This is a genomic window from Pseudomonas sp. M30-35, from assembly GCF_002163625.1.
In the GTDB taxonomy this organism is placed as follows: domain Bacteria; phylum Pseudomonadota; class Gammaproteobacteria; order Pseudomonadales; family Pseudomonadaceae; genus Aquipseudomonas.
Window position 1 is genome coordinate 3,301,263 of record NZ_CP020892.1, and the last position, 13,694, is coordinate 3,314,956.

At 54.9% G+C, this 13,694-nt stretch carries 10 protein-coding genes; 6 read left to right on the forward strand and 4 right to left on the reverse strand.

Features of this window, described 5'->3' with window-relative positions:
• Positions 1-16: 16 nt before the first annotated feature.
• The 3 genes from minD (at position 17) to B9K09_RS15250 (ending at position 1,856) form a co-directional block, all read left to right on the forward strand.
• A complete protein-coding gene (minD, locus tag B9K09_RS15240) occupies positions 17-832 on the forward strand; it encodes a septum site-determining protein MinD (RefSeq protein ID WP_087517610.1) in 816 nt (271 codons plus the stop codon).
• Positions 829-1,083, forward strand: coding sequence for a cell division topological specificity factor MinE (gene minE, locus B9K09_RS15245; RefSeq protein ID WP_087517611.1), 255 nt, complete (start codon positions 829-831; stop codon positions 1,081-1,083). Before minD ends, minE begins: the two co-directional genes overlap by 4 nt.
• Positions 1,084-1,220: 137 nt before the next feature.
• Positions 1,221-1,856, forward strand: coding sequence for an RluA family pseudouridine synthase (locus B9K09_RS15250; RefSeq protein WP_087517612.1), 636 nt, complete (start codon positions 1,221-1,223; stop codon positions 1,854-1,856).
• Positions 1,857-1,965: 109 nt separating this feature from the next.
• Here the strand turns inward: B9K09_RS15250 and B9K09_RS15255 are convergent, their stop codons facing one another.
• Together B9K09_RS15255 and B9K09_RS15260 are read right to left on the reverse strand one after the other, a co-directional pair.
• The gene (locus tag B9K09_RS15255; protein ID WP_087517613.1) at positions 1,966-3,570 is read right to left on the reverse strand and encodes an ATP-binding protein; all 1,605 of its coding nucleotides are present in this window, start codon (positions 3,568-3,570) and stop codon (positions 1,966-1,968) included.
• A complete protein-coding gene (locus tag B9K09_RS15260) occupies positions 3,567-4,286 on the reverse strand; it encodes a winged helix-turn-helix domain-containing protein (RefSeq protein WP_087517614.1) in 720 nt (239 codons plus the stop codon). Before B9K09_RS15260 ends, B9K09_RS15255 begins: the two co-directional genes overlap by 4 nt.
• Positions 4,287-5,118: 832 nt before the next feature.
• Here B9K09_RS15260 and B9K09_RS15265 point away from each other — a divergent pair.
• Both B9K09_RS15265 and B9K09_RS15270 read left to right on the forward strand, forming a co-directional pair.
• A complete protein-coding gene (locus tag B9K09_RS15265) occupies positions 5,119-8,028 on the forward strand; it encodes a ribonucleoside-diphosphate reductase subunit alpha (protein ID WP_087517615.1) in 2,910 nt (969 codons plus the stop codon).
• Positions 8,029-8,435: 407 nt separating this feature from the next.
• On the forward strand, positions 8,436-9,689 hold the full coding sequence (locus B9K09_RS15270) for a ribonucleotide-diphosphate reductase subunit beta (protein WP_087517616.1): 1,254 nt from the start codon (positions 8,436-8,438) through the stop codon (positions 9,687-9,689).
• A gap of 292 nt (positions 9,690-9,981) precedes the next feature.
• Here B9K09_RS15270 and B9K09_RS15275 read toward each other — a convergent pair whose 3' ends face one another.
• The gene (locus B9K09_RS15275; RefSeq protein WP_087517617.1) at positions 9,982-10,761 is read right to left on the reverse strand and encodes a class I SAM-dependent methyltransferase; all 780 of its coding nucleotides are present in this window, start codon (positions 10,759-10,761) and stop codon (positions 9,982-9,984) included.
• Positions 10,762-11,488: 727 nt separating this feature from the next.
• Here B9K09_RS15275 and B9K09_RS15280 point away from each other — a divergent pair.
• Positions 11,489-12,745, forward strand: coding sequence for an OprD family porin (locus B9K09_RS15280; protein ID WP_087517618.1), 1,257 nt, complete (start codon positions 11,489-11,491; stop codon positions 12,743-12,745).
• 86 nt (positions 12,746-12,831) lie between these two features.
• On the opposite strand, the gene B9K09_RS15285 is transcribed toward B9K09_RS15280, so the two are convergent.
• Positions 12,832-13,575: a class I SAM-dependent methyltransferase gene (locus tag B9K09_RS15285; protein ID WP_087517619.1), complete on the reverse strand. Its 744-nt coding sequence runs from the start codon at positions 13,573-13,575 to the stop codon at positions 12,832-12,834.
• Positions 13,576-13,694: the final 119 nt, after the last annotated feature.

Below are 13,694 nucleotides of genomic sequence, written 5' to 3' on the forward strand. Positions count from 1 at the left end.
TTTGGGGTGAATCACCTTGGCCAAGATCCTCGTAGTTACTTCCGGCAAGGGTGGCGTAGGCAAAACTACCACTAGCGCCGCCATCGGTACCGGTCTCGCTCTGCGCGGGCACAAAACCGTCATCGTCGACTTTGACGTTGGCCTGCGCAACCTTGACCTGATCATGGGCTGCGAACGCCGCGTGGTATACGACTTCGTTAACGTCGTAAACGGCGAAGCGACACTGACTCAGGCGCTGATCAAAGACAAGCGCCTGGAAAATCTTTACGTGTTGGCCGCCAGCCAAACCCGTGACAAGGATGCACTCACCCTTGAGGGCGTCGAAAAAGTTATCAAAGAACTGTCTGAAAATTTCGAATACGTGGTCTGCGACTCGCCTGCTGGTATCGAAAAAGGCGCCCACCTGGCCATGTACTTCGCTGATGAAGCGATTGTCGTGACCAACCCGGAAGTGTCTTCGGTACGTGACTCCGACCGTATGCTCGGCCTGCTTTCTAGCAAGTCGCGCCGCGCAGAGAAGGGTGACGAGCCAATCAAGGAGCACTTGCTGCTGACTCGTTACAATCCAGAGCGCGTGGTCAAGGGTGAAATGCTTGGCGTTGAAGACGTCGAAGAAATCCTCGCGATCCGCCTGATTGGCGTTATCCCAGAATCACAAGCCGTACTCAAAGCCTCCAACCAGGGCGTTCCGGTGATCCTTGATGACCAGAGCGACGCAGGCCAGGCATACAGCGACGCAGTTGATCGCCTGCTAGGCAAAACCGTTGAGCATCGTTTCCTTGATGTTCAGAAGAAAGGATTCTTACAACGTTTATTTGGAGGTCGTGAATGAATATTTTTGACTTCTTTCGTGAGCGCAAAAAGGGAACAACTGCTTCTATCGCGAAAGAACGCCTGCAAATCATCGTCGCCCACGAACGTGGCCAGCGCAGCCAGCCGGATTACCTTCCGGCCCTGCAACAAGAACTGGTTGATGTGATTCGCAAGTACGTCAACATCGATTCAGACCACGTTCAGGTCGCATTGGAAAATCAGGGCAGTTGCTCGATTCTTGAGCTAAATATCACCCTGCCCGAGCGTTAATTAAGCCGGCCACAGATGATACCCCCAACAAAATGGCGGCCTTGAGCCGCCATTTTGTTTTTCCGCCCAATGAATGCACTGCCCCGCCAGACTGGTAAGATTAGCGTTCGCCCTTGCCCACCCACACTAGAAGTCTCATGCCTCTCAGCCAGATCGAAATTCTCCATCAGGACGCCGCACTGCTGGTGATCAACAAACCCACCCTGCTGCTCTCGGTGCCAGGTCGTGCCGAAGATAACAAGGATTGTTTGGTCACTCGCCTGCAAGAAAACGGCTACCCAGAAGCCCGCATCGTCCATCGACTCGACTGGGAGACGTCAGGGATTATCGTGTTGGCACGCGACGCCGACAGCCACCGCGAGCTGTCACGGCAATTCCATGACCGCGAAACCGAGAAAGCTTACAGCGCGCTGTGCTGGGGCCAACCAGAACTCGACAGTGGCAGCATCGATTTACCGCTGCGCTACGACCCTCCAACCAAGCCACGTCATGTAGTTGATCATGAGCAAGGCAAGCATGCGCTGACCTTCTGGCAAGTAACTGAGCGCTGCGGTGATTATTGCCGAGTAGAACTCACACCCATTACCGGTCGTTCACACCAGTTGCGCGTTCATATGCTGTCGATTGGCCACCCACTGCTGGGTGATGGCCTCTACGCACACGAGCAAGCACTTGCAGCGTATCCACGCCTGTGCCTGCATGCCAATATGCTTACGCTGACTCACCCGCAGACCGGCGAGCGCATGCGTTTTGAGTGCCCTGCCCCGTTTTAAGGCTTGAACCCCGTCCCGTAGGGTGAGGCAACGCGAAGCTTGTCCACCCAGATCGCACCATCAGCCCACTATTCGCGCAACCGGATAGTGGGTAAAAGCGTCACCCACCCTACGCCTGACGGCGCGGCCAGACCAAACTGAAATGCGCGCCGCCCAGCGCCTCACTGTGGCTGAGTTGCGAGCGCCCACCGTGCCAATAGATGATTCGCCGCACAATCGACAATCCCAAGCCGTGGCCGCCAGAGGCCCGCGTACGACTGTCATCCAGACGCAGGAACGGCGTAAATATTCGTTCCCACTCCTCTTCGGGAACGCCGGGCCCGTCGTCCTCAACATCCAACTGACAGCGCTGAGCGTCTACCTGATAACGAATGCGTACCCGCGACTCGGCATGACGCAAGGCGTTACTCACTAGATTTTGCAGTGCACGGTGCAAGTAACGCGGCTCTGCCTCAACGAGCGCGCCATGTTCACCTTGCGCATTGAGTGAAGGACCACACTCGATTTGCACCTCAGCACGCAGCGGCGTCAATTCATCTGCCACTTGTTCAATCAACCGCTGTAAATCGACGGACTGGAAGTTGATCGCCGGTGCGCCCTGCTCCAGTCGAGCATAGGTGAGCATCTCATCGACGAGCTCATCGAGATCATGGATATCGCTGTCCATGCCCTCAAGGTAACGCTGGCGGTCTGTCTCGGCAGTGGCGTTTTCCACCATTTCCAGGCCAAAGCGCAGGCGTGCCAAAGGGGTGCGCAATTCATGTGACACGGCGCGAACCATTTCGCGCTGAATCCCTAGTGAGCGTTGCAAGTGCTCAGCCATATCATTGAACGCCGATGCCAAGCGCCCGATCGAGTCCGCCCCATGGGCCGCCACCCGCGCATCGAGCTTGCCACTGGCAATCAAGCTGGCCGCACCTTCCATACCGCGTAAACGTCGTTCCAGTGGTCGCACCAAAAAATACACGGTGACACCGATCAAGCTCAGCCCAAGCATGGCGATCAATACCAATAACTGCGGCGGGTATGGGTTCATTTGATACAGCGGGCCGATTTCCAGCACCCACGGCGTATCGACAATCCCAGAAAACACATGAATGGTGTCTCCGCCCTTGCCCAAGGCCATCACCGTATCGCTTTCATCAATACGCCGGCGCTGATCAACATCCAGGTTGGCGTCCTCAATGCGCACCAGTCGCAAATCAAACCCAAACTGTTTGCTCTGTTTGATATCGGCCAGACGCTTGGGTTGATCTTCAACGGGGAAACGCACCAACTCATCGATCAGCAGAAAGATCGTCGCACGCGCCAACTGTTCACTGATCTGGCGCACCTCGCCGACCAACAACAACTGCTGTGACTCACTGATTAACGTGGCGACTTGTACGGCATGCGGGCCAAGCAGCTTGACCACCACTTGACCACGTAGCACTCGACTACGTGCAGTGCTGTCGAGCGCAGAGTCAGCCACCGAGACAATTTGCAGCGGAATACCCAATAGTCGCGACCAGGTCGCAATAGCCCGGCGCCGCTCGACATCAACCATCGGCTGCAGGTTGTCGGCCATCAGATTGAATGTACCGCGCGCCAAATCTTCACGGTATTGATCGCTGCGCACTTCGTTGACCAAGTGCAAGGTACCGACACCCAGCAGCCCGACCAGTACCAAGACAGCCAGCATAACGCCGTAGATACGCAGAAATATTGAGTTCATCCGCGCTCGACAGCCGCCTCAGCTACAAACAAGTAACCTTTGCTGCGCACGGTTTTGATTAAACGTGGGTGCTCTGGATCATCACCGATTTTGGGGCGAATGCGCGAAATACGCACATCAATCGAGCGGTCTTGACCGTCGTACTCAATACCGCGCAAGGCCGTGAAAATCTCCTCGCGCGAAAGAATCCGCCCCGCGTTAGCGGTCAGCAACCAGAGCAAATCAAACTCAGCACCGGTCAACTCGATATGCTCGTTGGCCAGCCAGGCTTCGCGCAATGCGTTATCCACCACCAGCGGCCCGAACTGCAGGCGCCGTGGCTGACCGGATACGGAAGACGCGGGCTCAGAGCGTCTGAGCAAGGCGCGAATACGCGCCAACAACAAACGCGGTCGCACCGGCTTGCAGACGTAATCATCGGCACCGGTTTCAAGGCCGAGTACATGGTCGGTATCGTCGGTGCGCGCAGTCAGCATCAGGATCGGCCCCTGATAATCAGCGCGCACCTTGCTGCAAATATCTAAACCGCTTTCCCCCGGCAGCATCAGGTCAAGAATCACCACATCAGGCTGCTCACGGATGATCCGCTCAGCCGCTTGCGCACCGTCTGCTTCAATTTCGGCCAGAAAACAGTTACTCCGCAGGTAATCGCGAGTTAACTCTGCCAACCGCTGATCATCCTCGACAATCAGTACGCGCGGTGACTCTTGCTCCACAGCTTGCTCCTTAAGCACAATCCACAACCCGCACCGGTGATGCAGTTCAATACTGCATAGTGCCCCTTCACAACGACGCATGCCAGACCATTAAACCGTACAGTTTATACGAGCATTAATGGCGCACAGTTCACAGCCGTTATCGCGTCGCGTAGAGTGCGCCGCCGCGCCTGCACAAAACGCTCCAACTCTTGTAATAAAAAACCTACATATTGTGTTTATGCGATTGACTAAAAACTTGGCGTCAGAGACTAAAAAAACATTTCTTACAACGACGAACGGTGTAAGGGGAGAAATCCCAGCAATCTCGGGGCTTTGCGAAAACTACCCCACGTTAACCCACAGCTTTATCCACAGGCTGATGCAATATGTCGGCTTGCCATCCCCCCAACACCGCACTATCTTGTATCTAACGCGCGCAAAACACCTACATATAGGGTTTTGGCACAACAAACAACCAAGCATACTTGCACCTAAAATATCCAGTCCCTGAACTGAAAAAATGCAATTTAATGCTGTTAAACCTGTTTTTGAGCAGCACACGCCGGTCACACTGTGAATAACGCCAGCAGAGCGTTCCAAGCGTGACCACACTGCAAAGTCAAAACAGGCCGACCACTACATCTAGTATCGCCAGCCACAAGCTGACACAAGATTTAAAGAGCCAGGAAGGCGTTTATGAGCCACACCTTCCCTGCCCTGTTTTGCAAGCCCCATGCGCGCAGTGATTCTGCTCAGCGCATGGTGTTGTTGAAATGGAATGAACGACAGGACACTTGCAGTAATCAGCTGCAAATGCCTGTCTACATAAATACAGAACACGGAGACATCCATGCATACCGACACCAATCGCGAGAACCCGCAGGCCCAAGCGCCGCAGGCTTCTGACGCCACCCAAGACCTGGCAGCAACCGCTCCAGGTCAGCTGCGTGTGATCAAGCGTAACGGCACTGTTGTGCCGTATACCGACGACAAGATCACCGTTGCCATCACCAAGGCGTTTCTCGCAGTTGAAGGTGGCACTGCTGCCGCCTCGTCACGTATCCATGAAACAGTGGCGCGCCTGACTGAACAAGTCAGCACCACCTTCAAGCGCCGCATGCCTTCAGGCGGCACCATTCACATTGAAGAAATTCAAGATCAGGTTGAGCTGGCGCTGATGCGTGCCGGAGAGCAAAAAGTTGCGCGCGACTACGTAATCTACCGCGAATTGCGTTCACAAGAGCGTAAACGTGAAGTCGGCAGTGACATTGCCGAGCCGCACCCAAGCATCCGCGTTACCCATGCTGATGGCAGCGTTGCGCCGCTGGACATGGGCCGCCTGAACACCATCATCACCGAGGCCTGTGAAGGTCTGGCTGAAGTTGATGGCGCGCTGATCCAGAAAGAAACCCTGAAAAACCTCTACGACGGTGTTGCCCAGAGCGACGTCAATACTGCGTTGGTCATGACCGCGCGGACCTTGGTAGAGCGCGAGCCTAACTACACCTACGTCACCGCTCGCCTGCTGATGGACAACATTCGTGCCGAAGGCCTGACCTTCCTTGAAGTCGCCACCAGCGCCACTCACCACGAAATGGCTGACCTGTACGCCAAGGCACTGCCTGCTTACATCGCCAAAGGCATTCAGTTCGACCTGCTCGATCCTAAGCTGCAAGACTTCGATCTTGAGAAGCTCGGCAAGGCGATCAACCACGAGCGCGATGGCCAGTTCACCTACCTCGGCCTGCAGACACTATACGACCGCTACTTCATCCACAAAGACGGTATTCGTTTCGAACTGCCGCAGGTGTTCTTCATGCGCGTGGCCATGGGCCTGGCGATGGAAGAGCAGCAAAAAGAAGACCGCGCCATCGAGTTCTACAACTTGCTGTCGTCGTTCGACTACATGAGCTCGACCCCAACCCTGTTCAACGCTGGCACCCTGCGTCCGCAGCTGTCGTCGTGCTACCTGACGACCGTGCCGGATGACCTGTCAGGCATCTACCACGCGATCCACGACAACGCCATGCTGTCGAAATTCGCTGGCGGTCTGGGCAATGACTGGACACCGGTTCGCTCGCTGGGCGCCTACATCAAAGGCACCAACGGCAAATCGCAGGGCGTTGTACCCTTCCTCAAAGTGGTCAACGACACCGCTGTTGCCGTAAACCAGGGTGGCAAGCGTAAAGGTGCGGTGTGCGCCTACCTTGAAACCTGGCACATGGACATCGAAGAGTTCATCGAGCTGCGCAAGAACACCGGTGATGACCGTCGCCGCACGCACGACATGAACACCGCTAACTGGATTCCTGACCTGTTCATGAAGCGCGTCTTCGACGACGGCAAATGGACCCTGTTCTCGCCAAGCGAAGTGCCGGACCTGCACGACCTGACCGGTAAAGCCTTTGAAGAGCGTTACGAGTACTACGAAGCGCTGATCGAATACGGCAAGATCAAACTGCACAAAACCATTCAGGCTAAAGACCTGTGGCGCAAAATGCTGTCCATGCTGTTTGAAACCGGCCACCCATGGCTGACCTTCAAAGACCCATGCAACCTGCGCAGCCCGCAGCAGCATGTTGGCGTGGTCCACAGCTCGAACCTGTGCACCGAGATCACCTTGAACACCAACAAGGACGAGATCGCGGTCTGCAACCTCGGCTCGATCAACCTGCCGAATCACATCGTCGATGGCAAGCTTGACACCACCAAGCTGCAAAAAACTGTCAACACCGCTGTGCGTATGCTCGATAACGTTATCGACATCAACTACTACTCGGTGCCACAGGCGCGTAACTCCAACTTCAAGCACCGTCCAGTTGGCTTGGGCATCATGGGCTTCCAGGACGCGCTGTACCTGCAGCACATTCCTTACGGCTCTGACGCGGCAGTTGAGTTCGCTGACAAGTCGATGGAAGCGGTCAGCTACTACGCGATTCAAGCCTCGTGTGACCTCGCTGATGAGCGCGGCAGCTACGAGACTTTCCAAGGTTCGTTGTGGTCGCAAGGCATTCTGCCGCTCGACTCGCAGCAGATCCTCATCGAGCAGCGCGGCCAGAAGTACATTGATGTAGACCTGAATGAAACCCTCGACTGGGCACCGGTTCGCGCCCGTGTACAGAAAGGCATTCGTAACTCCAACATCATGGCCATCGCACCGACCGCAACCATCGCCAACATCACTGGCGTGTCGCAGTCGATCGAGCCGACTTACCAGAACCTGTACGTGAAATCGAACCTCTCCGGCGAGTTCACCGTGATCAACCCATACTTGGTTCGCGACCTTAAAGCCCGCGGCCTGTGGGACTCGGTCATGATCAACGACCTGAAGTACTACGACGGTTCCGTGCAGCAGATCGAGCGCATCCCGCAAGAGCTGAAAGAGCTTTACGCCACCGCGTTTGAAGTTGAAACCAAGTGGATCGTTGATGCCGCCAGCCGCCGCCAGAAGTGGATCGACCAGGCGCAGTCGTTGAACCTGTACATCGCTGGCGCATCGGGCAAAAAACTCGACGTGACCTACCGCATGGCTTGGTACCGTGGCCTGAAAACCACTTACTACCTCCGTGCCTTGGCCGCGACCAGCACCGAGAAATCGACAGTCAGCACCGGCAAGCTCAACGCGGTATCGAGCGGCGGTAATGACGGTCTGAGCGCAGCGCCAAGCAAGGCCGCACCAGAAGTCGAAATGTCGGCCGGTCCAGCGCCAGTGCCTAAAGCCTGCGCCATCGATGAGCCTGATTGCGAAGCTTGTCAGTAAAACCGCACGCGGTCCGCAGAGTGGACCGCGCGTTGTTGCCTATCAGCCCTGCCCCCATCACGTACATGCGTACGCTCAGGGGTTCAGGGCCAGCCGGCGCCTAGCTGCTACTCTCTCAGTCTCACGCTTGGGTTGTTGTAAGCAAAGTGATTCAGATCAAGAGACCCAGCTCAGTAACACAGGAAGATTGCGAGGCTTGGTTATCAGCTCGCGATAAATACAGCGTTAGAGCTTTTGAGTTCTAACTACAGATTTAGAGTATTGCGAGCGACGTTCAGGCAAGACAAACACGGTTGAGCCCGCGCAGTGTACGGCTGTACATGAGCAGGCGATTACCGGGTTTAACGCAGTATGAACGGCGCGCAGCAGACTCGGATGTCCACCCACCTGAAAGGAGCCAACCTACCATGTTGAGCTGGGACGAATTCGAAAAGGAAGACGGCGCAGAAACTGCAGCCGCTACCGGTAACAACGCTGCCGCGATGGCAGACATGAACATCGACAAGCTTGACCAAGTTGGTGGTGCAGCGGCCGAAGAAGCCCGTGCGGTTTCGGCTGAAGACACCGCGGCGATCGCCCGTGCCAAAGCGGCACTGGACGAGCTCGACGTTGCTGAAGGCTTGGCTGAGCTGGAAGGCACTGCAGCCCGTGTTGCGGTTGATGAGAAGCGCATGATCAACTGCCGCGCTGACCTCAACCAACTCGTACCTTTCAAGTACGACTGGGCTTGGCAGAAGTATCTGGATGGTTGCGCCAACCACTGGATGCCGCAAGAAGTAAACATGAATGCCGACATCGCGCTGTGGAAAAGCACCGACGGCCTGACCGACGACGAGCGCCGCATTGTCATGCGTAACCTCGGCTTCTTCTCCACTGCCGACTCACTGGTTGCCAACAACCTGGTGCTGGCCGTGTACCGTTTGATCACCAACCCGGAATGCCGCCAGTACATCCTGCGCCAAGCATTTGAAGAGGCGATCCACACCCACGCTTACCAATACTGCATTGAATCGCTGGCCATGGATGAAGGTGCAATTTTCAACATGTACCACGAGATTCCTTCGGTCGCGAAGAAAGCCTCCTGGGGTCTGAAGTACACCCGTTCGATCTCCGATCCGAAGTTCGAGACCGGCACCGTTGAGACCGACAAAGAACTGCTGCGCAATCTAGTCGCCTACTACTGCGTTCTGGAAGGCATCTTCTTCTATTGCGGCTTCACCCAGATTCTGTCGATGGGCCGTCGCAACAAGATGACCGGTGTTGCCGAACAGTTCCAATACATCCTGCGTGATGAGTCGATGCACCTGAACTTCGGTATCGACGTGATCAATCAGATCAAAATCGAAAACCCACACTTGTGGGATGCGCAGATGAAAGAAGAAGCCACGCAGATGATTCTGCAGGGCACTCAGCTTGAGATCGAATACGCACGTGACACCATGCCCCGCGGTGTATTGGGCATGAACGCAGCGATGATGGAGGACTACCTCAAGTTCATCGCTAACCGTCGCCTGACCCAGATCGGCCTGAAAGAAGAGTACCCAGGCACCACCAACCCATTCCCATGGATGAGCGAAATCATGGACTTGAAGAAAGAGAAAAACTTCTTCGAGACCCGCGTAATCGAGTATCAAACTGGCGGTGCGTTGAGCTGGGATTGATCCTGCTCAACCGCTCAGAATCACTAAAACGTGAAAGTTTCTTAGTTAATGTGAAACGGACGCACAAAAAAGGGCTGCCAAATGGCAGCCCTTTTTTATGTCCTGGATATTCATACTCCATTGCAAGGGATGAGTTATACACAAGAATCCGGCACGCCTGTGCAAGCCACGATTATTACCCTGTACTACAACTGACAAATAATCCAGGCAACCCCTGATTGGCCCAATTACCGTGCACATAGACGCCTTTGTATAGGGCCGAGCGGCCCTAGCCACGCTCTGCACCGAACCGTTAGCGTTTCGCCACAGCGATCAGAGCGGTTGAGGGAATGGCAATAAAGAGCTGGTCACCGGCCATTTGCCTGACTTCGGCGATCACTGCTGCTTTATCTGAATCACTCAGGCTGACCCAATCAGGCGACATACCAAACAAAGTGTCGGGCTCATCAAGGGCTGCGACATCGAGTTGGTAATCGTAAGTCACGCTTTCAATAACTGGATCTCGATAGCCCGCCAAGACCAACTCGTTGTTGAAGTCCTGCGGCTCCCCCAGCGCCTGTACGGCTTCTGGCATGGCCATGGATGAACGCTCGGGAAACAGCTTGCGACGTATATTGCCGAGTAGCAAAAATGTCGCGGCGCCCTGCTCCCTCCATGTGGCGACTATCCCGTAGCCGCCTGGGCGCGTAACCCGCTGCATCTCTCTCAGGCCTTTACGCCAGTTTGGGAACATAATTACGCCAAAGATCGAGAAAACCGCATCAAAACTGGCATCAGGCAGATCAAGAGCCTGGCCGTCCATTACTCGCGCATCGACATTGTCCAGCCCAACGCTAGCCACACAGGCAACCATCCCAGCAGAAAAGTCTGTCGCCATAACCCTTGCGCCGGTGCGCGCAGCGGCCAATGCCAGCGCCCCTGTGCCCGTTGCCACGTCGAGCACCTGGCTGTCTGGCGTGAGCGGGACTCGGGCTAGAGCAGCCTCCGCAAAATGTGCGGTGAATGGATGTGCGCTCTGCCGATAGTGTTTGGCCGCCGCGTTCCAGCGATTCGGATCTTCAAACTCGTGCATTACCTTACCTAAGCTCTTTTATTTTCATGTAACTTTATAAGTATCATGAAATCACATATCTGCCAACGCCCCCCCTTATGTATGCGCTGGGTAACGAGCATTCCAATCCCGGTTGCGTGATTGAGCAGATCTTCAATCAAACGGTGGCTGATCCATTAGACGAGGCGGAGTCATTTTTGATTGGACGCTTAGCTGCCATCAGCCTTAGCCAACTAAGCAGAACATTTGAGATCTACTGTGTAACTGCGGCCACTCCCCGCAATATAAGTCAAACCAAACCTGCAGTTCATCAGTGCCTAACAGGGTGTTCGACAATCGTGAATATCGAGCCTCGGACCTCTGCGTTAGAGTCCTCGCACTGAGTGTTTCAAACAATTACAAAACCCGGCAAGGAGGCCCTTCATGAGCATATCTGCATCATTTCGCAAAAGGCTTTATCCGCTTTGTGCTGAAAGTCATGACCAGGGAGAAATTCCCTCAGGCCAACCACCACTCTTTGTACCCCACCTCATTACGAGCTCGTTGGAAATAAGCGGATAGCTCTGCTGGCGAGAGCTGTGCGCGCGGCGTCCAGCCACCGCAATCAGCATAAACCTGATACCTGAAGCGTAATCACCATGGCTGCAGTTAGTGCGCTAGAGGTTGTGCTGCCTGAAATTCGCCCTGCCGCTCGGTCATAACCGGCTAGGGGAATACGCCAAACCTTTGAAACGTGGAGAACAGTAAGATGATAAAAACCCGCCTCAGCCTTGCCGTAACTACCAGTATCTTTGGCTTGTCATTAAGCCCTATTGCGAATGCCGAGTTTATCAAGGACACCACCGCCACCCTTGAAGCACGTAACTACTATTTCAATCGAGACTTCCGCCAGGAAGGCGCCAGCCAGAGCAGACGCGAAGAGTGGGCCCAGGGCTTTATCATGCGCGTGGACTCCGGTTACACCGAAGGCGCGGTGGGTGTTGGCCTGGACGCCATCGGCATGTTTGGCTTCAAACTCGACAGCGGTGGCGGGACTGCCGGAACCAATCTGCTGGTGCCTGACCGCTCGGGCGGCTCGCAAGACAACTCATCTGACTTGGCGGTAGCCGCCAAGGCTAAGTTCTCAGATACAGCTGTGCGTGTCGGCAGCATGCAGTTCAAGAACATGGCGATTAGCTCAAGTGATGGCCGCCTGTTGCCACAAGTGTTCAGAGGGGGGCAATTGATCTCAACAGAATTCGAAAGACTCTTACTCGATGGTGGTTACCTGAGCCAGGTTAATCATCGTGATTCGGGCGATTTCGAAGACCTGAAAGTGAAGGCCGGAGGCAAGCGGGGAATCAATGTGGGCGGCGACAACTCCAGCGACGCCTTCAAATTCCTCGGGGGTAACTACAGGGTCACCGAAGACATGACCGCCTCATACTACTACTCCAATCTGGAAGACCTCTACAAGCAGAACTCCTTCAACTTGGTGCAGGTGCTACCGCTAGGCGAAGGCCAGAGCCTAAAAGCAGACCTGCGCTATACGCGCTCAACCGATGATGGCCGCAGCAACGTCGACAATAAAGCGCTGGGCGCTATGTTCACCTATAGCCTGGCTGGCCACAGCGTCGGCCTTGGTTACCAAAAGATGAATGGCGATACCGGCGCCGCTTATATCGGCGGTACAGACCCGTTCTTGGTCAACTATGTGCAAATCAGCGACTTCGCCAACAAGGATGAGTCCTCTTGGCAAGCGCGTTACGACTTTGACTTCAAGGGCGTAGGCATCCCCGGATTGAAATTCATGACCCGCTACCTGAGCGGCGATAATGTCGACCTCGGCGCAACCGCCGGTGATGGCAAGGAATGGGAACGTGACATCGAATTAAAATATGTATTTCAGCAAGGCCCCTTGAAGAACCTTTCAGTGCGCTGGCGTAACGCGATGGTGCGCTCCAACTTCACCAACGATGTTGACGAAAACCGCCTAATCCTCAGCTATACCCTTCCCCTGCTTTGATGCAGAGGCAGTGCACGAAAGAGTACTGCCAGACGCTCTCAGTCACCGGAAAAGGTGGCTGAGGATGCGTGATTGACGCGGCTTGATCAGATTTTTACGCAGGCAAATATTGCGTTGCCGGAGGCTAGGTTCCAAGGCGCGATTGTCTGGTAATCATGCGCCAGCACATACACCTCGAAATATGGCTGCAACAACGCCTTTAACTCGGCGAAACTGACCGCCACCATCGGATGTTCGTCGCGCCAGACTTGAGTTTCATCCGCCGTGGTCTTTTCAATGCGTAACTTCAGCGACTGCTGCGCACCAACACCTCGGTAGTGCCACGCGGAACTGAAATTGAACAGGCTGCCATCGTGCTTGGCGCTGTGCGACACGAACGAATGGTTGTCGATCATATTTTTGTCGACGGCGTTGAAACAGAACAGCCCATTGCTTTGCAGGGCTTTATGCACGCTGGCGATACAGGCCTTAAGCCGCTCTATGTCGGCGCTGTAATGGATCGAATACAAAAAGCAGGTAATCAGGTCAAGCGGCTCACCCACTATGAACCCGCACATATCCTGCATCGAAAACTGCGCTTCAGGGCACCGTATAGAAGCTCTATCGAGCATCGGCTGATTGATGTCGAGCCCGCTGCACTGATAACCGGCATCGATGAAATAGCGAACATGTGGCCCAGTTCCGCAGGCCAGGTCGAGGTGGCGCTTACCGGCATTACCGAATAGCTGCTGTAGCCGGTGAATACAGTGGCTTTGCGCCTGATAGTCGATATCCGCGCACATCAGATCGTAATAGCCCGACAAGTCGGTATATAAAGCGTTGCCGGACATAGTGACCTGAGAGATTAAGCGGGATTTTAGAGGGCGCGAATCATATCCCAACTCGAATAATTCCGGGCACGAATAATCGACGCCAACACCTGCGATTTCTTTCTTTGAAGTGTTCTATG